Source organism: Streptomyces sp. NPDC016469, assembly GCF_040632905.1.
Lineage (GTDB): Bacteria > Actinomycetota > Actinomycetes > Streptomycetales > Streptomycetaceae > Streptomyces.
Genome location: NZ_JBEYCQ010000015.1, coordinates 97232 through 115436, shown reverse-complemented (window position 1 = coordinate 115436; position 18205 = coordinate 97232). Strand labels below are relative to the sequence as shown.

Below are 18205 nucleotides of genomic sequence, written 5' to 3'. Positions count from 1 at the left end.
GTGACCCACGGCCGCGTCATCGAGTTCCACGACCGCGCTGCCCAGGAGGAGACGGGAAATATGTCTGCCTGCGTACCCACTCGTCACGAACACTCGTCCCGCAGTTCGCGCCCCTCCCGGTCCTCGGGAGTCAAGCGACCACACAGCCCGCCCCCGCCGCCGCGCGGCGGACGGTTCCGCATCTCGGGCGCCGACGTGTCCGCGTCCATCACTGTCTTTCTGCTCGCCATCCCCATGTCGCTCGGTCTCGCTGTCGCCATGGGAGCCCCTCTGGAGGCGGGCCTCATCTCCGCCGCAGTCGGCGGCATCGTCGCCGGACTCCTCGGCGGCACTCCCCTGCAGGTCTCCGGCCCGTCCGCCGGACTGACCGTGGTCACCGCCGAGACGATCCAGGTCTACGGCTGGCGCACCACCTGCGCCATCACGATCGGGGCGGGCCTGCTTCAGCTCGCGCTCGGCTCGCTGCGGGCGGCCCGTAGCGCACTCGCCGTCAGCCCCGCCATCGTCCACGGCACGCTCGCAGGTATCGGCGTGGCCATCGCGCTCGCTCAACTGCACATCGTGCTGGGCGGTTCACCGCAGAGTTCGGCGATCTCCAATGTGCTGCATCTTCCCGACCAACTGGCACGTGTCAGTCCCGCCGCCCCGTTGATCGGCGCGCTCACCGTAGCCGTCCTCGTTCTGTGGCCGCTGCTGCCCGGACGGACCGGGCGGTTCCTGCGCCGCGTCCCGGCGGCCCTGGCATCCGTGGGTCTGGCCACGGCAGTGGCCGCGTGGGCGGCACCGTCGATCGCCCGAGTCGATCTGCCCTCCTGGCGCTCGCATGCCCTGCCCGAAATGCCGCACGGACCGGTGCTCGGCCTGGCTACAGCCGTGTTCACGATGATGCTGGTGGCCAGCCTGGAGTCGCTGCTCGCCGCTGTTGCCGTGGACAAGCTGGCCGCCGACCGGAGCCGCACGCACTCGGCACATTCTCCCGCGAGGCCCGGAGAGGTGCCGGGCGGCGAGACGGACGAGGCGCGCAAGAACGGCGACCGCCCGGTCGCGGCCAGGACACCCGCCGGCGCGGACGACGTCGAGCGGCCCGCTCCGCCCTTGCTCAAACGCTCCGACCTCGACCGGGAGCTACGCGCTCAAGGCGTAGCCAACGCCGTATCGGGCCTGTTGGGGGGACTCGCGGTCTCCGGAGGAGCCGTGCGGAGTTCGGCGAACGTGAGGGCCGGGGCGACCGGCCGCGCGTCCACCGTGCTGCACGGCGTATGGATTCTGGTCGCATCCGGCCTGCTCGTCAGCCTGCTGGAGCGCATCCCGCTGGCCGCTCTGGGGGCGCTGGTGATGATGGTCGGCCTCAAGATGGTGAGCCTGGCACATATCCGCAACGTCCATAAGCACCGGGAGTTCCTGGTGTACGGCGCGACCATCGCCGGGGTGCTGGTCGTCGGCGTACTCAAGGGCGTGGTCATCGGCATTGCCGTAGCAGTGGCCGTGGCGCTGCACCGGCTGGGTCGGACCCGGATCTCGGTGTCCGAACAGAACGGGCAACATCTCGTAGTCGTACGGGGTCAGTTGACCTTTCTGGCGGTCCCCCGTCTCAGCCGGGTCCTGGGGCGGCTCCCCCATGACGCCGATGTGGTCGTGGAGCTGGACGGCTCATTCATGGATCACGCCGCCTACGAGACGATCCAGGACTGGAGCAACGCCCATACGGCCCACGGCGGCCAAGTGGCGTTCGCCGGGAGGTCGGGAGGCAGGATCGCGGAGCCCGCCGCGGCAGCGCATTCCTGCTGCCGGCCATGGACCCCCTGGCGCAACCACCACTGCCACGACCAACCCGAGCATGCCCCTCCCGCAGAAGCCGGCAGCAGCGCGGACGCCATCGCGACCGAGACCCCGCAGCACACGGCGGCCACTCCGAACGCGGCCCACCCGCCGAACGCCGCACGCACAGTCGGCACAGCAGGAGCCACCACCGGGATCACCACCACCATCAGCCCGGCCACGGGCAGGGGCAGCCCCACCGCCGCCTGCGCCCCGCCTCACACCAGCAGCGACACCGGCACCGCCCCCGCCACGCCGCCCGAGCCCGCCCCACCGCTCCAGCAGCCCCCATCCCCCTCGCGGACCCAGCCCACCGCGTCCGCCACTCCCACCGCCCCCTCCTCCCAGGCATCCCCCGCCCCGCGCGCGGAACGCCGCGCTCACGCCGCCTCCGCCCAGCAGCGCGCCTCCACCGGGCGTCCCTCGCCCGCAGGCCGCGATCACCGGTTGGTCAGAGGTCTCAGCTCGTTCCAACGGGATACGGCGCCCCTGGTCCGGGGGGAGCTGGCGCGACTCGCCAGGGAGGGTCAACGCCCTTCGCAGCTCTTCATCACCTGCGCGGACTCCCGCCTGGTGACGAGCATGATCACGGCCAGCGGCCCGGGCGACCTGTTCACCGTGCGGAACATCGGCAACCTGGTGCCGCCCCCCGACGCGGAGGCGGGCGACCACTCGGTGGGAGCCGCGATCGAGTACGCGGTGGACGTGCTCGGCGTGGAGTCCATCACCGTCTGCGGCCACTCGGACTGCGGCGCGATGAACGCGCTGCTGGGAGCCGCTCCGGAAGCCCCGGACACGTCGCTGAGGCGCTGGCTCCGACACGGGCTCCCCAGCCTGGCACGGGTGACCTCGGCCGGTGAGGACCCGGTCCGGCTCTCCGGGCGGCTGCCCGCCGACGCGGTGGAACAGCTCTGTCTGACCAATGTGGTCCAGCAGCTCGACCATCTGCGGGCCCACCCATCGGTGGCGCGCCGGATCACCGACGGCACCCTTCAGCTCCACGGGATGTACTTCCACGTCGCCGAGGCCCAGTCGTACCTGTTGGACGAGGGCGCGAGCGGGGGGAGCGGCGCGGCCGAGGTGTTCGACCCGATCGCGCCGGCGCATCCGGCCGAGCCGGCCCGTACCGGCGCCTGAACCGCCGGCACCTCGGATCCGTAGGACCTAGTGATCCCCCTTCCGTGTCGGAAGCGCCCGCACGGCACGGTGTGCTCCACCGTGCCGCCACGGCGTGGAGGCGGGATCATGCCTCTATACACGAGACACAGGTCTAAACCAATTCCCGGCAGACACTTGTCACCCGGCCTCGGGACTGATGAGCTATGCCCCGGGACACAACGGACACCCTGGGACTGGGAGAAGTCGTGAGCAACGAGAGCCTGGCCAACCTGCTTCGGGAAGAGCGGAAGTTCGCTCCGCCTGCCGAGCTGGCCGCCAACGCCAACGTCACCGCAGAGGCGTACGAGCAGGCCGAAGCGGACCGTCTGGGCTTCTGGGCCGAGCAGGCCCGCCGCCTGACCTGGGCCACCGAGCCGACCGAGACCCTCGACTGGAGCAACCCGCCCTTCGCGAAGTGGTTCGCGGACGGCGAGCTCAACGTCGCGTACAACTGCGTGGACCGTCACGTCGAGGCGGGCAACGGCGACCGGGTCGCCATCCACTTCGAGGGCGAGCCCGGCGACAGCCGCGCCATCACCTACGCGGAGCTGAAGGACGAGGTCTCCCGCGCCGCCAACGCCCTCATCGAGCTCGGTGTCGGCAAGGGTGACCGGGTCGCCGTCTACCTTCCGATGATCCCCGAGGCCGCCGTCGCGATGCTGGCCTGTGCCCGCATCGGCGCCGCGCACTCGGTCGTCTTCGGCGGCTTCTCCGCCGACGCCATCGCCGCCCGCATCCAGGACGCGGACGCGAAGGTCGTCATCACCGCCGACGGCGGGTACCGCCGCGGCAAGCCCTCCGCGCTCAAGCCCGCGGTCGACGACGCCGTCTCCCGTTTCGACAGCGTGGAGCACGTCCTGGTGGTCCGCCGTACGGGCCAGGACACCGCGTGGACCGAGGGCCGCGACGTCTGGTGGCACGAGATCACGGGCCGCCAGTCCGCCGAGCACACGCCCGAGGCGTTCGAGGCGGAGCAGCCGCTCTTCATCCTGTACACGTCGGGCACCACCGGAAAGCCCAAGGGCATCCTGCACACCTCCGGGGGCTACCTCACCCAGGCGGCGTACACCCACCACGCGGTCTTCGACCTCAAGCCGGAGACCGACGTCTACTGGTGCACCGCCGACATCGGCTGGGTGACCGGGCACTCCTACATCGTCTACGGACCGCTGGCCAACGGCGCCACGCAGGTGATGTACGAGGGCACGCCCGACACCCCGCACCAGGGGCGCTTCTGGGAGATCGTCCAGAAGTACGGGGTCACGATTCTCTACACCGCGCCGACCGCGATCCGTACGTTCATGAAGTGGGGGGACGACATCCCCGCCAAGTTCGACCTGTCGTCCCTGCGCGTCCTCGGTTCGGTCGGTGAGCCGATCAACCCCGAGGCGTGGATCTGGTACCGCAAGCACATCGGTGCCGACAAGTGCCCGATCGTGGACACCTGGTGGCAGACCGAGACCGGCACGATGATGATCTCGCCGCTGCCCGGCGTCACCGAGACCAAGCCGGGAAGCGCCCAGCGCGCCCTGCCGGGCATCTCCGCGACCGTCGTGGACGACGAGGCCAACGAGGTCCCGAACGGCGGGGGCGGTTACCTGGTCCTCACCGAGCCGTGGCCGTCGATGCTCCGCACCATCTGGCGCGACGACCAGCGGTTCCTCGACACCTACTGGTCGCGCTTCGAGGGCAAGTACTTCGCAGGCGACGGCGCCAAGAAGGACGAGGACGGCGACATCTGGCTGCTCGGCCGGGTGGACGACGTCATGCTGGTGTCCGGGCACAACATCTCGACCACCGAGGTCGAGTCGGCGCTCGTCTCGCACCCGTCGGTCGCCGAGGCCGCCGTGGTCGGTGCCACCGACGAGACGACCGGCCAGGCCATCGTCGCCTTCGTCATCCTGCGGGGGACCGCGACCGCCTCCGACGAGCTGGTGGCGGAGCTGCGCAACCACGTCGGGGCGACCCTCGGCCCGATCGCCAAGCCGAAGCGCATCATGCCGGTGGCCGAGCTGCCCAAGACCCGTTCCGGCAAGATCATGCGCCGCCTGCTGCGTGACGTGGCGGAGAACAGGGCCCTGGGCGATGTCACGACCCTGACCGACTCCTCGGTCATGGACCTGATCCAGAGCCAGCTGCCGTCGGCTCCCTCCGAGGACTGACACCGGCACACGATCCGAAGGGCATCCGGCGACGCGCCGGGTGCCCTTCGGGCGCTTACGGTGAGATCACCGCTCCCAAGCATCCTTACCGCCACGCCCCGCGGGTACAGTGGCAGCTGATCGACAACACGATAGGAAAATCTCCACAGGGGTGCCGGGAAGTCTGGTCGGCAAGTGCATCAGCCATGCCATCGCTGCCGTACCGACCCGGAGGTCTCCCCCCGTGGCCACACCCACCCCCGCGCCCACAGGCCCGCGCCGCACCTTCCTGGGGCGGCTGCCGCTCCCCGAGCGCAACTACGTCGCCGACGCCCTGCGTACGGAGACCGTCGGGGGCGTCATCCTGCTGGTCGCCGCCGTGGCCGCGCTGGTATGGGCCAATACCGCGGGTTCGAGCTACTCGGCCGTCAGCCACTTCCACTTCGGGCCCGACGCCCTCGGTCTGCACCTCTCCGTGGAGCACTGGGCCGCCGACGGGCTGCTCGCGATCTTCTTCTTCGTCGCGGGGGTCGAACTCAAACGTGAACTCGTTGCGGGAGAACTGCGCGATCCCAAGGCCGCGGCGCTCCCCGTGGCCGCCGCGCTCTGCGGCATGGCGGTCCCGGCGGTCGTCTACACCCTGGTGAACGTGCTCGGCGACGGCTCAAAGGACGGCTGGGCGGTCCCCACCGCCACGGACATCGCCTTCGCGCTCGCCGTTCTGGCCGTCATCGGCGCCTCGCTGCCCGCCGCGCTCCGGGCCTTCCTGCTGACGCTCGCCGTCGTGGACGACCTCTTCGCGATCCTCGTCATCGCCGTCTTCTTCACCGAGGACATCGACTTCCTCGCGCTCGGCGGCGCCTTCCTCGGCCTGGGCCTCTTCTATCTGCTGCTCCGCCTCGGCGTGCGCGGCTGGTACGTCTACGTGCCGCTCGCCCTGGTCATCTGGGGGTTGATGTACAACAGCGGCATCCACGCCACCATCGCCGGCGTCGCCATGGGCCTGATGCTGCGCTGCACCCGCCGCGAGGGCGAGGAGCACTCCCCCGGTGAGCGCATCGAGCACCTGGTGCACCCGCTTTCGGCGGGCTTCGCCGTGCCGGTCTTCGCGCTCTTCTCCGCCGGGGTCTCCCTCTCCGGCGGTGCGGTGGCCTCCGTGTTCGACCGGCCGGAGACCCTCGGGGTCGTCCTGGGCCTGGTCGCCGGCAAGACGGTCGGCGTCTTCGGCGGTACGTGGCTGACCACCCGGATCACCAGGGCCGAGCTGAACAAGGACCTGGCCTGGGCGGACGTCTTCGCGATCGCCACGCTCGCGGGCATCGGCTTCACCGTGTCCCTGCTGATCGGGGAGCTCGCGTTCGCCGGTGACGACGACATGATCAACGGGATCAAGGCGTCGGTTCTGCTCGGCTCCCTCATCGCCGCCGTACTCTCCGGTGTACTGCTCAAACTCCGGGTACGCAGATACAGGGCACTGTCCGATGCCGAGGAACTCGACGAGGACGGTTCCGGAGTGCCGGACGTCTACGAGCAGGACGACCCGGCGTATCACCTTAGGATGGCCGCCATCTACGAGGAGAAGGCGGCCGAGCACCGCCGCCTTGCCCGACTGGCGGGGGCAGCGAGCAACAGGCCGGACAGTCCGGCATGATCTGACATCGGACGTGTTGTACAGGAGAGGGAGTCAGGGATGAGCGACCCCGGCAATTACGCGGGCAGCGCCGACCGCAGTCTCGGCCAGCTGGTCGCGTCGGCGACGGCCGAACTGTCGGCGCTGGTGCACGACGAAATCGCCCTGGCCAAGGCCGAGGTGCGGCAGGACGTCAAGCGCGGCGTCATCGGCAGTGTGGCGTTCATCGTCACGGGCGTGCTGATCCTGTTCGCGATCCCGGTGCTGAGCTTCGCGGCCGCTTACGGCATCCACAACCTGGGTCTGGGCCTCGCCTGGTCTTTCCTGATCGTGGGCGGCGCGTTCATCCTGCTGGGTGTTCTGCTCGCGCTCTTCGGCTACGCGAAGATCAAGAAGGTCAAGCCGCCGGAGAAGTCCATCGCCTCCGCCAAGCAGACCGCCGCCGTTCTTCAGGGCGTCAAGCCGCACCCGCGCCCCGAGACCGCAGCCGACGCCTTCCTCCCGGTGGGCGGAAGCACCCGCTCCGACCGGGCCATCGAAAGCGCTCCGGTCCAGGACAAGGCGTCGGCTGTGGCACGCTCATCCACATGAGCGCTCCCGCACCGTCCGCCCCGGCCGGCGGCCCCGTCCGCCTCGACGGCCCCTGGACCCACCGGGACGTCGCGGCGAACGGCGCCCGCTTCCACATCGCCGAAATGGGTGAAGGGCCACTGGTCCTCCTCCTGCACGGCTTCCCGCAGTTCTGGTGGACCTGGCGCCACCAGCTGCCCGCGCTCGCCGAGGCCGGCTTCCGGGCCGTGGCGATGGACCTGCGCGGGGTGGGCGGTAGCGACCGCACCCCCCGCGGTTACGACCCCGCCAACCTGGCGCTCGACATCACGGGCGTGGTCAGGTCCCTCGGCGAGCCGGACGCCGCCCTCGTCGGCCATGACATGGGCGGCTACCTGGCCTGGACGGCGGCCGTGATGCGCCCCAAGCTGGTGCGCCGGCTGGTCGTCTCGTCGATGCCCCACCCACGGCGGTGGCGCTCCTCGATGCTCTCCGACTTCGGGCAGTCCCGGGCCGGCTCGTACATCTGGGGCTTCCAGCGGCCCTGGGTGCCGGAGCGTCAGCTCGTCGCGGACGACGGCGCCTTGGTGGGGCGGCTCATCAGCGACTGGGCGGGGCCCGGCAAGACGGAGTTCCCCGACGAGGTGACGCTGGGCGTCTACCGGCGGGCCATGACGATTCCGTCGACGGCACACTGCTCGATCGAGCCGTACCGCTGGATGGTGCGCTCGCTGGCGCGCCCGGACGGCATCCAGTTCAACCGGCGCATGAAGCGGCCCGTTCGGGTGCCGACCCTGCACCTTCACGGTTCACTCGATCCGGCGGTCCGCACCCGCAGCTCGGCCGGGTCCGGCGAGTACGTCGAGGCGCCCTACCGCTGGCGCCTTTTCGACGGTCTGGGCCACTTCCCCCACGAGGAGGATCCGGCGGGGTTCTCGGCCGAACTCATCAACTGGCTCAAGGATTCCGAGCCGGATCGCTAGCCGTTCTGGCACACATGTCCTACGAACAGCCACGTGCCCGGCGCATAAGCCAATTGGCTGACGGATGGGCGGTTACGGACCATGAGGCACGGGCAGACGTCCGGGTATGGGCTGGACGCACGACTTCGGTGACGCAGCACGCAACCGTCGCTCGACCGCCACGGCGGTACCGGGCATTCATGAGGGGGACGGCCTTCAGGGCCGGGTGCACGCTTTGCACGTCATGCATGATCCTCGGCTCGGCATCTCACGCATCCTCCGCCGCAGGGCCCGCTGGGTCTCGGCGCGGCTGCGCCACCCCCGTAACTGACGCGTCGACGGACCCGCACGGGCCGCCCGGAGAACTTCAGAGCGCGCATCCCTGGCTGTCGACCTGCTGGTCGGCGGTACGGCCCTGCGTGATGTCGTCGCGGATCTCGTCCGCCGTCAGCGCGTAGCCCGTGTCCGGGTCGTCGAGCGACTTCGCGAACACGACTCCGTACACCTTGCCCTCGGGGGTCAGCAGCGGGCCGCCGGAGTTGCCCTGGCGGACCGTGGTGTAGAGCGAGTACACATCACGGCGGACCGTGCCCCGGTGGTAGATGTCGGGGCCGTTGGCATCGATGCGGGCCCGGACACGCGCGGAGCGCACGTCGTACGAGCCGTTCTCCGGGAAGCCCGCGACGATGGCGCTGTCGCCCGTCTCCGCGTCGCTGTCGGTGCCGGTGAACTGCAGGGGCTTCACATCGAGGTCCGGGACGTCGAGTACGGCGATGTCGCGCTGCCAGTCGTAGAGGACGACCTTCGCGTCGTACAGACGTCCCTGGCCACCGATCTGCACGGTCGGCTCGTCGACGCCGCCGACGACGTGGGCGTTGGTCATCACCCGGCGGTCGGAGAACACGAAGCCGGTTCCTTCGAGCACCTTGCCGCAGCTCGGTGCCGTACCCACGACCTTCACGATGGACTGTTTGGCGCGCGCGGCGACGGGGCTGCCGACCAGCGCCGGGTCGGGGGCGCTGACCTCGGTGATGGGTTCGTTGGCGAACGGGCTGAAGACCTGGGGGAAGCCGTTCTGCGCGAGGACCGAGGAGAAGTCGGTGAACCAGGTGGACGCCTGGGGCGGCATCACCCGGGAGACACCCAGCAGGACCGAGGAGCTGCGGACCTCCTTGCCCAGCGTCGGCAGCGAGGTGCCCGCGAGGGCCGAGCCGATCAGCCAGGCGACGAGCAGCATCGCCACCACGTTGACGAGGGCACCGCCGGTCGCGTCCAGGGCGCGCGCGGGCGACCACGTGATGTGCCGGCGGAGTTTGTTTCCCAGATGGGTGGTGAACGCCTGGCCGACCGACGCGCACACGATCACGATGACGACCGCGACGACGGCCGCGGTGGAGGAGACCTCCGAACCGTCCGTCATCTGGTCCCACAGGACCGGCAGGAGGTAGACGGCGACGAGGCCGCCGCCCAGGAAGCCGATCACCGACAGAATGCCGACGACGAACCCCTGGCGGTAGCCGATGACCGCGAACCACACGGCTCCGGCCAGCAGCAGGATGTCCAGCACGTTCACCGTCTATAGCCTCGCAGATTCGTCACCGGGCCCGTACGTCTCCGTGGTCCGGGCGGTCCCGGACCGGCGGAGCACGGAAGTCAGCCTGTCATGCGCGCCAGTCGAGCGGCACCTGCCTGGCTCTGTCCCACGGGCGTTCCCAGCCCGCGAAGTGCAGAATCCGGTCGATCACGCCGGCCGTGAAACCCCAGACGAGTGCTGATTCGACCAGGAATGCCGGGCCCCGGTGACCGCTGGGGTGGACGGCCGTCGCCCGGTTCGCCGGGTCCGTGAGATCCGCCACGGGGACCGTGAAGACCCGCGCCGTCTCCCCCGGGTCAACCACACCGACCGGGCTGGGCGTCCGCCACCAGCCGAGGACCGGCGTCACCACAAAGCTGCTCACCGGGATGTAGAGACGGGGAAGCACGCCGAAGATCTGCACCCCGCGCGGGTCGAGCCCGGTCTCCTCCTCGGCCTCCCGCAGGGCGGCCCTCAGCGGCCCGGTCGTCGCCTGGTCGCCGTCCTCCGGGTCGAGCGAGCCACCGGGGAACGACGGCTGGCCGGGATGGGAGCGCAGACTTCCGGCGCGCTCCATCAGAAGCAGCTCGGGACCGCGCGCTCCCTCGCCGAACAGGACGAGCACGGCCGACTGGCGTCCCGCCCCGTTCTCCGGCGGCAGGAACCGGCTGAGCTGCTGCGGCCGCACCGTGCGTGCGGCACGGGCGACGGGGTCGAGCCAGTCGGGCAGCCCTTCCTCCGAAACCATGACGGCAGGGCCGTCCGGCCCACCGCGCTCCGTGCCGGTCTCATGCGTCTTCATAGGCACCCCTCCGTCTCACAACGCCCGTCGTCCCGCGATTCGTTCCGCAGCGGCGGTCCGCGTCAGTCGGCGCCCAGGGGAGGTGCCGGGCTTCCCGGATAGTCCGGCGGCGGGTTCAGCCGCTGGCCCGGCCGGCCGCCCATCTCGTACTTCAGGAGCTTGCGGGCCTTGTCCGGGTCCGTCTCGCCCTCACCGTACGACGGGCACAGCGGGGCGATCGGGCAGGCGCCGCAGGCGGGCTTACGGGCGTGGCAGACGCGGCGGCCGTGGAAGATGACGCGGTGCGAGAGCATGGTCCACTCGCTCTTGGGGAAGATCGCCGCGATCTCCGCCTCGACCTTCTCCGGGTCCTCCTGCTCGGTCCACTTCCATCGCCGCACCAGACGGCCGAAGTGGGTGTCGACAGTGATTCCGGGGACTCCGAAAGCGTTGCCGAGGACGACGTTGGCCGTCTTGCGGCCGACCCCCGGCAGCTTGACGAGATCCGCGAGCCTCCCCGGCACCTCGCCGCCGAAGTCGTCGCGGAGCGCGGCGGACAGGCCCAGCAGCGACTTCGCCTTGGCCCGGAAGAAGCCGGTCGGCCGGATGAGCTCTTCCAGCTCCTCCGGAACGGCGGCGGCCATGTCCTCGGGGGTGGGATAGGCGGCGAAGAGGGCGGGCGTGGTCTGGTTGACCCTCAGGTCGGTGGTCTGGGCGGAGAGAACCGTGGCAACGAGCAGTTCGAACGGATTCCGGAAGTCCAGCTCCGGATGGGCGTACGGGTAGACCTCGGCGAGCTCGCGGTTGATCCGGCGGGCGCGGCGAACCATGGCCAAATGTGATTCCGGCCGCCCGGGCTTCTTCTTCGGTGCAGCAGCTCCGGACGTGCCGGCCTCCTCCGGCTTCGCCCGCCTGGCCGAGCCGGGGCCCGCGGTCCCGCCGGACCGGCTCTTCGCCGCCCCGGAGCTGCTTTCCGCCGTTTTCTTCAGGTTCTTCCCCTTGCCGGCACCCTGTTCGCCCACAGCGGAATCACTGCCCTCCGACACCCCATCAACCCCCTTGGCCTGCGCTCTCACCGGCAATCCGGACACTCGGCCAGCCTAGAGCCCGGCACTGACATCCGCCCCGGTCACGGGTGATCCGCCCCCAATCGGCCCCCTGCCGTACCCCTCGGCACGCGCGTGCGTCAAACTGGTTTGTGATTGATCGCACTGTTTTACCGTCCGGCATGATGGGGACCACGGTTCCCTGAACAGGCCGACAAGGAGAGAACTCGTGGACGACGTTCTGCGGCGCGCCCCGCTTTTCGCGGCGCTCGATGACGAGCAGGCCGCGGAGCTCCGCGCCTCGATGAGTGAGGTGACCCTCGCGCGCGGTGACGCGCTGTTCCACGAGGGTGACCCGGGTGACCGCCTCTACGTGGTCACCGAGGGCAAGGTGAAGCTCCACCGCACCTCCCCCGACGGCCGCGAGAACATGCTGGCGGTCCTCGGCCCCGGCGAGCTGATCGGTGAACTCTCGCTCTTCGACCCGGGCCCGCGTACCGCCACCGCCACCGCGCTGACCGAGGTCAAGCTCCTCGGCCTCGGCCACGGCGACCTGCAGCCCTGGCTCAACGCACGCCCCGAGGTGGCCACGGCCCTCCTGCGTGCCGTCGCCCGGCGCCTGCGCAAGACCAACGACCAGATGTCCGACCTGGTCTTCTCGGATGTGCCCGGCCGCGTCGCCCGCGCCCTCCTGGACCTGTCGCGCCGCTTCGGCGTCCAGTCCGAGGAAGGCATCCACGTGGTGCACGACCTGACGCAGGAGGAGCTGGCCCAGCTGGTCGGCGCGTCCCGCGAGACGGTCAACAAGGCCCTCGCCGACTTCGCCGGCCGCGGCTGGCTCCGGCTCGAGGCCCGCGCGGTGATCCTCCTGGACGTGGAGCGGCTGGCCAAGCGGTCGCGCTGACCCGTCGTCGTACGTCATGGGTGAGGGGCCCCGCCGGTGCCGGCGGGGCCCCTCACCCATGCGCCCTCAGATCAGCCCGTGCTCGGCCAGGTAGTCCAGTTGCGCCCGCACCGACAGCTCCGCGGCCGGCCACAGCGAACGGTCCACGTCCGCGTAGACATGGGCCACCACCTCGGACGAGGTCCGGTGGCCCGATTCCACCGCGGTTTCCACCTGGGCCAGCCGGTGCGCCCGGTGGGCGAGGTAGAACTCGACCGCCCCCTGCGCGTCGTCCAGCACAGGTCCGTGGCCGGGCAGCACCGTGCGGACCCCGTCGTCCACCGTCAGCGAGCGCAGCCGCCGCAGCGAGTCGAGGTAGTCCCCGAGCCGTCCGTCCGGATGCGCCACCAGCGTCGTCCCGCGCCCGAGGATCGTGTCGCCGGTCAGCACCGCCTGATCGGCCGGCAGGTGGAACGACAGCGAGTCCGCCGTGTGGCCCGGAGTCGGCACCACGTACATCTCCAGGCCGCCGGTCGTGATCACGTCGCCCGTGCCGAGGCCCTCGTCGCCGAGCCGCAGCTCCGGGTCGAGCGCGCGCACCTTGGTCCGGGTCAGCTCCGCGAACCGCGCCGCTCCCTCCGCGTGGTCGGGATGGCCGTGGGTGAGGAGCGTCAGCGCGATCCGGCGGCCCGCACGCTCGACGGTGTCGATGACGGCCCGCAGATGGGCCTCGTCGAGCGGGCCGGGATCGATGACGACCGCCTGGTCCGAGTCGGGCTCGGCGACGATCCACGTGTTGGTCCCGTCCAGCGTCATGGCCGAGGGGTTCGGCGCCAGGACGTTGACCGTGCGGGCCGTGGCGGGACCGGACAGCACTCCGCCGCGCGGCTGCCCGGGCAGCGCCGCCGCGTCACTCATGCCGCACCGCCTTCCGCGCGGGACGCCTTCGTGACGTCGGACGTTTCCTCACCGGATGTCACCTCTACGGGTGTTTCATCCGTTCCGACGGTGGAAACGTGCTTGGTGAATTCCTCATGGCCCGGCCAGCTCAGCACCAGCTCGTCACCGTCCAGACGGGCCTGCGCGAGTACGGGAGTGAGGTCCTGGTCCGACGCCGCTTCCAGCGCCTGCGCGGCGGTGGCGTACGGCCGCAGGGTCCGCAGCGTCGCCACGGTCGGCGGCATCATCAGCAGTTCGCCCCGGTCGTATCCGTCGGCCGCGTCTCCCGGGGTGATCCACACCGTGCGGTCCGCCTCCGTCGAGGCGTTCCGGGTGCGCTGGCCCGCAGGGAGCGCGGCGACGAAGAACCACGTGTCATAGCGGCGTGGCTCGAACTCCGGCGTGATCCAGCGCGCCCACGCGCCGAGCAGGTCCGAGCGCAGCACCAGCCCACGCCGCTCCAGGAACGCGGCGAACGACAGCTCCCTCGCGACCAGCGCCGCGCGGTCGGCCTCCCAGTCGTCGCCCGTGGTGTCGGTGACGACGGTCCCCGGGGTCGGACCGGCCAGCAGGACCCCGGCCTCCTCGTACGTCTCGCGGACCGCGGCGCAGACGATCGCCTGCGCCTCGGCCGGCGTGCCGACACCCAGCCGGCGCGCCCAGGTCTCCAGCGCGGGCCCGGCCCAGCGGACGAGCCGGTCGTCGTCGCGCGGGTCGACACCGCCACCCGGATAGGCGTACGCCCCTCCGGCGAAGGCCATCGAGGTGCGCCGGCGCAGCATGTGGACGGCGGGCGCGCCCCCGGTACCGGTGGCGTCGTCCCGGAGCAGCATCACGGTGGCGGCCCGCCGGGGCTCGGCGGCCGTCAGCTCGCCTGCGGCGAGGGCCCTGATCCGGCCGGGCCATTCCGGGGGGTACCACTGACCATTGGACATGGCCGGAGGCTATCCGGAACCGCGTCGATGTTCGAGGGGTCCCCGGATCCGTACATGGCGCGTACACACAAGATCCCGCCCGGCCCTCACGGCCGGACGGGATCAGAGGGGGAGACGGTACGGATCAGGCTCCGGTCAGCTCGACCTGGATCTCGACCTCGACCGGCGCGTCCAGCGGCAGCACGGCGACACCCACGGCGCTGCGGGCGTGCACACCCTTGTCCCCGAGGACCTCGCCCAGCAGTTCGCTCGCACCGTTGATCACACCGGGCTGGCCGGTGAAGTCGGTGGCCGAGGCGACGAAGCCGACGACCTTCACGACCCGCGCGATCCGGTCCAGGTCGCCGGCGACCGACTTCACGGCGGCGAGGGCGTTCAGCGCACAGGTCTTCGCCAGCTCCTTGGCCTCGTCGGGCGTGACCTCGGCGCCGACCTTGCCGGTCACGGCCAGCTTGCCGTCGACCATGGGCAGCTGACCGGACGTGTACACGTACACCCCGGACTGCACGGCCGGCTGGTACGCGGCCAGCGGTGGCACGACGGCCGGGAGCGGCAGTCCGAGCTCGGCCAGCTTGGCCTCGACGGTGCCCGCCACTACTGCTTCTCCCGCTTCAGGTACGCCACGAGCTGCTCGGGGTTGTTCGGGCCGGGAACGACCTGGACCAGCTCCCAGCCGTCCTCGCCCCAGGTGTCCAGAATCTGCTTGGTCGCGTGCACGAGAAGGGGCACGGTCGCGTATTCCCACTTGGTCATGGCCCGACTGTAATGCCTGCGCAATCCAGGGCATGCGCAGCCTCGTGCGTAGGCTGCGGTGCGACTGGTTAGGCTCGAATACGTGAGCAGGTTCCAGGTCGTCAGCGGCAAGGGCGGTACCGGTAAGACCACGGTCGCCGCCGCCCTCGCGCTCGCCCTCGCGGCCGAGGGCAGGCGCACCCTCGTCGTGGAGGTCGAGGGCAGACAGGGCATCGCCCAGCTCTTCGAGGCGGATTCCCTCCCCTACGAGGAGCGCAGGATCGCCGTCGCTCCGGGCGGCGGAGAGGTCTACGCGCTCGCGATCGACGCGGAGCTGGCGCTCCTCGACTATCTCCAGATGTTCTACAAGCTCGGCAGCGCGGGCCGGGCGCTCAAGAAACTCGGCGCGATCGACTTCGCCACCACCATCGCGCCCGGCGTGCGGGACGTCCTGCTGACGGGCAAGGCGTGCGAGGCGGTCCGCCGCAAGGACCGGCAGAACCGGTTCGTCTACGACTACGTGATCATGGACGCCCCGCCGACCGGCCGCATCACCCGCTTCCTCAACGTGAACGACGAGGTGGCCGGGCTCGCCCGGATCGGCCCGATACACAATCAGGCGCAGGCCGTGATGCGGGTGCTGAAGTCCCCGGAGACCGCGGTGCACCTGGTGACGCTGCTGGAGGAGATGCCGGTCCAGGAGACCGCGGACGGCATCGCCGAGCTGCGCGCCGCCGAACTGCCGGTGGGCCGGGTCATCGTGAACATGGTGCGCCCGCAGCTGCTGGACGGAGACGCGCTGCGCGCCACGGTGGGCGGACGGCGCAAGGAGATCGCCAAGACGCTGACGCGGGCGGGCGTGACCGGCGCGGCGGGGCTCGTACGCCCGCTGGTCGAGCAGGCCGCCGAGCACACCCAGCGGGTCGCGCTGGAGCGTGAACAGCGCACCGTGCTGGCCGGGCTCGGCCTGCCGGGGTACGAGCTGCCGCTGATCGGCGAGGGGGTGGACCGGGCCGGGCTGGACCACTTGGCGGCCGCACTCCGCGAGCAGGGCGCGGGCCGAGCGGGATCCGGACGAGGGGCGGGTTCATGACAGCGGATACGAAGGCGGGGGCGGGCGTGGGGGCTTCCGTCCGTACGGAGGAGGCCGCGGCGGCTCCCGTACCGGCTCTGGACACCGACGCCCTGATCGATGATCCGGACATCCGGATCATCGTCTGCTGCGGTTCCGGTGGCGTCGGCAAGACGACCACCGCCGCGGCGCTTGGGGTGCGGGCGGCGGAGCGCGGCCGCAAGGTCGTCGTCCTCACCATCGACCCGGCCCGCCGACTCGCCCAGTCCATGGGCATCGACTCGCTGGACAACGTCCCGCGCCGGGTGAAGGGCATCGAGGGCTCCGGCGAGCTGCACGCCATGATGCTCGACATGAAGCGGACCTTCGACGAGATCGTCGAGGCGCACGCGGACGGCGAGCGGGCCCGCGCGATTCTGGAGAACCCCTTCTACCAGTCCCTGTCGGCCGGGTTCGCGGGCACGCAGGAGTACATGGCGATGGAGAAGCTGGGGCAGCTCCGGGCGCGGGACGAGTGGGACCTGATCGTCGTGGACACTCCGCCGTCGCGGTCCGCGCTGGACTTCCTGGACGCCCCGAAGCGTTTGGGGTCGTTCCTGGACGGGAAGTTCATCAAGCTGTTGATGGCCCCGGCGAAAATGGGCGGCCGCGCGGGGATGAAGTTCCTCAACGTGGGCATGTCGATGATGACCGGGACGCTGGGCAAGCTGCTGGGCGGTCAGTTCCTGCGCGACGTACAGACGTTCGTCGCCGCGATGGACACCATGTTCGGAGGCTTCCGTACCCGGGCGGATGCCACGTACAAACTCCTTCAGGCGCCCGGTACGGCGTTTCTCGTCGTCGCGACGCCGGAGCGGGACGCCCTGCGCGAGGCGGCGTACTTCGTGGAGCGTCTGGACGCGGAGGACATGCCGCTCGCGGGGCTGGTGCTCAACCGGGTCCACGGCAGCGATGCCGCGCGGCTCTCCGCCGAGCGGGCGCTCGCCGCCGCGGAGAATCTTGAGACAGAAAATCTTGAAACCGACGGCATTGTGGATCAGGCGGCAGGGAAGGCTGGACTTCGTGAGCCCGCCGACTCCCCCGCGGCCGGGCGCCCGCCCACCACCGGCCCCGGACCCCGGCCCGACAGCACCACAGCCGTCACAACCGAAGAACTGACCGCGGGCCTGCTCCGTCTGCATGCCGAGCGGATGCAGGTGGTCGCGCGCGAACAGGACACACGCGACCGCTTCACCGCGCTGCACCCCGAGGTGGCCGTGACCGCCGTGGCCGCGCTGCCCGGAGACGTCCATGACCTCTCGGGCCTGCGAGCCATCGGAAACCGCCTCGCGACCGGTTCCGCACCGGCCGGAGCCGTCTGACCCCTCGTCCTGCGTAAGCCGTACGACGTACGCACGGCCAGGGGCCGGCTAGCCGACGGCGGCGAACGTCTCGTGCAGTTCCTCGCTGTCCTCCAGCCCGATCGCCACGGGCAGGATGCCCGAGGAGCGCTCGTACTCGCTGCGGGCGGTCTCCAGCAGCCGGCGCCAGGACGTCACCGTCGGCCGCCTGCGCAGCAGCGCGCGGCGCTCCCGCTCGGTCATCCCGCCCCACACGCCGAACTCGACGCGGTTGTCCAAAGCGTCGGCCAGGCACTCGGTCCGCACCGGGCATCCGGTGCACACCGCCTTGGCCCTGTTCTGCGCTGCCCCTTGTACGAACAGTTCATCCGGATCAGTAGTGCGGCAGGCTGCCTGCGCACTCCAGTCGGTTACCCAGCCCATCCCGGCGCCGTCCTCTCCCGAATCGAGGCTCCCCCACGGCGGCAGCGGCATATTCACCGCTGCCAGTTGAGGACGTTACGGAAGGTGGCGACAGCACAACACCCCCTTCGGGCCCAATCTTGAATGGCCCGAACGGACTATGCGTATACGGCAGATCACCCAGGGGAGTGAGGTGAGGACATGCGTGACTATCCCGCCAAAATCGGGACAGTCCGCCAAAACC

General features: G+C 70.7%; 17 protein-coding genes. 9 read left to right on the top strand and 8 right to left on the bottom strand.

All coding sequences use genetic code 11. From position 1 onward, the window contains the following. Positions 1-195: 195 nt before the first annotated feature. The 6 genes from ABZ565_RS19030 (at position 196) to ABZ565_RS19005 (ending at position 8589) form a co-directional block, all read left to right on the top strand. Positions 196-2955, top strand: a complete 2760-nt coding sequence (locus ABZ565_RS19030) for a SulP family inorganic anion transporter (RefSeq protein ID WP_361027787.1) — start codon at positions 196-198, stop codon at positions 2953-2955. Between the two features lie 185 nt (positions 2956-3140). Next, positions 3141-5138, top strand: a complete 1998-nt coding sequence (gene acs / locus ABZ565_RS19025; RefSeq protein ID WP_361027784.1) for an acetate--CoA ligase — start codon at positions 3141-3143, stop codon at positions 5136-5138. 223 nt (positions 5139-5361) lie between these two features. After that, positions 5362-6768 carry a Na+/H+ antiporter NhaA gene (nhaA, locus tag ABZ565_RS19020; protein ID WP_361027781.1) on the top strand — a complete coding sequence of 469 codons (1407 nt, stop codon included), beginning with the start codon at positions 5362-5364 and terminating at the stop codon, positions 6766-6768. Between the two features lie 39 nt (positions 6769-6807). Continuing rightward, the gene (locus ABZ565_RS19015) at positions 6808-7338 is read left to right on the top strand and encodes a phage holin family protein (RefSeq protein ID WP_361027778.1); all 531 of its coding nucleotides are present in this window, start codon (positions 6808-6810) and stop codon (positions 7336-7338) included. Then, entirely contained in the window at positions 7335-8279 is a 945-nt protein-coding gene (locus ABZ565_RS19010) for an alpha/beta hydrolase (RefSeq protein ID WP_361027775.1), read from the top strand. The genes ABZ565_RS19015 and ABZ565_RS19010 overlap by 4 nt, the downstream gene beginning before the upstream one ends. A 106-nt stretch (positions 8280-8385) precedes the next feature. After that, positions 8386-8589, top strand: a complete 204-nt coding sequence (locus tag ABZ565_RS19005; RefSeq protein WP_073966437.1) for a hypothetical protein — start codon at positions 8386-8388, stop codon at positions 8587-8589. A gap of 36 nt (positions 8590-8625) precedes the next feature. Here ABZ565_RS19005 and ABZ565_RS19000 read toward each other — a convergent pair whose 3' ends face one another. From ABZ565_RS19000 to nth, 3 genes are all read right to left on the bottom strand, one after another. Continuing rightward, positions 8626-9831 (bottom strand): MarP family serine protease, encoded by a 1206-nt coding sequence (locus ABZ565_RS19000; protein WP_361027770.1) that lies wholly within the window; start codon positions 9829-9831, stop codon positions 8626-8628. Between the two features lie 88 nt (positions 9832-9919). Further along, the gene (locus ABZ565_RS18995) at positions 9920-10633 is read right to left on the bottom strand and encodes a CoA pyrophosphatase (protein ID WP_361027767.1); all 714 of its coding nucleotides are present in this window, start codon (positions 10631-10633) and stop codon (positions 9920-9922) included. Positions 10634-10695: 62 nt separating this feature from the next. Next, positions 10696-11634: an endonuclease III gene (nth, locus tag ABZ565_RS18990; protein WP_361027764.1), complete on the bottom strand. Its 939-nt coding sequence runs from the start codon at positions 11632-11634 to the stop codon at positions 10696-10698. 253 nt (positions 11635-11887) lie between these two features. Between nth and ABZ565_RS18985 the strand changes: the two genes are divergently transcribed. After that, complete coding sequence (locus ABZ565_RS18985) at positions 11888-12562, top strand: Crp/Fnr family transcriptional regulator (protein WP_014046869.1); 675 nt, start codon at positions 11888-11890, stop codon at positions 12560-12562. Positions 12563-12628: 66 nt separating this feature from the next. Here ABZ565_RS18985 and ABZ565_RS18980 read toward each other — a convergent pair whose 3' ends face one another. The 4 genes from ABZ565_RS18980 to ABZ565_RS18965 form a co-directional block, all read right to left on the bottom strand. Further along, positions 12629-13459, bottom strand: coding sequence for an MBL fold metallo-hydrolase (locus ABZ565_RS18980; RefSeq protein ID WP_361027761.1), 831 nt, complete (start codon positions 13457-13459; stop codon positions 12629-12631). Beyond that, the gene (locus ABZ565_RS18975) at positions 13456-14415 is read right to left on the bottom strand and encodes an NUDIX hydrolase (protein WP_361027758.1); all 960 of its coding nucleotides are present in this window, start codon (positions 14413-14415) and stop codon (positions 13456-13458) included. The genes ABZ565_RS18980 and ABZ565_RS18975 overlap by 4 nt, the downstream gene beginning before the upstream one ends. Before the next feature lie 124 nt (positions 14416-14539). Then, entirely contained in the window at positions 14540-15010 is a 471-nt protein-coding gene (locus ABZ565_RS18970; RefSeq protein ID WP_361027755.1) for a RidA family protein, read from the bottom strand. Further along, on the bottom strand, positions 15010-15168 hold the full coding sequence (locus tag ABZ565_RS18965) for a DUF4177 domain-containing protein (RefSeq protein WP_003991873.1): 159 nt from the start codon (positions 15166-15168) through the stop codon (positions 15010-15012). Before ABZ565_RS18965 ends, ABZ565_RS18970 begins: the two co-directional genes overlap by 1 nt. A gap of 82 nt (positions 15169-15250) precedes the next feature. Between ABZ565_RS18965 and ABZ565_RS18960 the strand changes: the two genes are divergently transcribed. Together ABZ565_RS18960 and ABZ565_RS18955 are read left to right on the top strand one after the other, a co-directional pair. Continuing rightward, positions 15251-16240 carry an ArsA-related P-loop ATPase gene (locus ABZ565_RS18960; protein ID WP_361027752.1) on the top strand — a complete coding sequence of 330 codons (990 nt, stop codon included), beginning with the start codon at positions 15251-15253 and terminating at the stop codon, positions 16238-16240. Further along, on the top strand, positions 16237-17580 hold the full coding sequence (locus tag ABZ565_RS18955) for an ArsA family ATPase (protein WP_361027749.1): 1344 nt from the start codon (positions 16237-16239) through the stop codon (positions 17578-17580). Before ABZ565_RS18960 ends, ABZ565_RS18955 begins: the two co-directional genes overlap by 4 nt. A 48-nt stretch (positions 17581-17628) precedes the next feature. Here ABZ565_RS18955 and ABZ565_RS18950 read toward each other — a convergent pair whose 3' ends face one another. Next, positions 17629-17982: a WhiB family transcriptional regulator gene (locus ABZ565_RS18950; protein WP_203601634.1), complete on the bottom strand. Its 354-nt coding sequence runs from the start codon at positions 17980-17982 to the stop codon at positions 17629-17631. Positions 17983-18205 lie beyond the last annotated feature (223 nt).

Excerpts from the sequence above, each read along its gene's own strand:
- ABZ565_RS19005 (WP_073966437.1), top strand. The coding sequence starts at position 8,386 with ATGGGCTGGACGCACGACTTCGGTGACGCAGCACGCAACCGTCGCTCG.
- ABZ565_RS19010 (WP_361027775.1), top strand. The coding sequence starts at position 7,335 with ATGAGCGCTCCCGCACCGTCCGCCCCGGCCGGCGGCCCCGTCCGCCTC.
- ABZ565_RS18995 (WP_361027767.1), bottom strand. The coding sequence starts at position 10,633 with ATGAAGACGCATGAGACCGGCACGGAGCGCGGTGGGCCGGACGGCCCT.
- ABZ565_RS18975 (WP_361027758.1), bottom strand. The coding sequence starts at position 14,415 with ATGTCCAATGGTCAGTGGTACCCCCCGGAATGGCCCGGCCGGATCAGG.
- ABZ565_RS19015 (WP_361027778.1), top strand. The coding sequence starts at position 6,808 with ATGAGCGACCCCGGCAATTACGCGGGCAGCGCCGACCGCAGTCTCGGC.
- ABZ565_RS18980 (WP_361027761.1), bottom strand. The coding sequence starts at position 13,459 with ATGAGTGACGCGGCGGCGCTGCCCGGGCAGCCGCGCGGCGGAGTGCTG.
- acs (WP_361027784.1), top strand. The coding sequence starts at position 3,141 with ATGCCCCGGGACACAACGGACACCCTGGGACTGGGAGAAGTCGTGAGC.
- ABZ565_RS18950 (WP_203601634.1), bottom strand. The coding sequence starts at position 17,982 with ATGGGCTGGGTAACCGACTGGAGTGCGCAGGCAGCCTGCCGCACTACT.
- ABZ565_RS18955 (WP_361027749.1), top strand. The coding sequence starts at position 16,237 with ATGACAGCGGATACGAAGGCGGGGGCGGGCGTGGGGGCTTCCGTCCGT.
- ABZ565_RS18965 (WP_003991873.1), bottom strand. The coding sequence starts at position 15,168 with ATGACCAAGTGGGAATACGCGACCGTGCCCCTTCTCGTGCACGCGACC.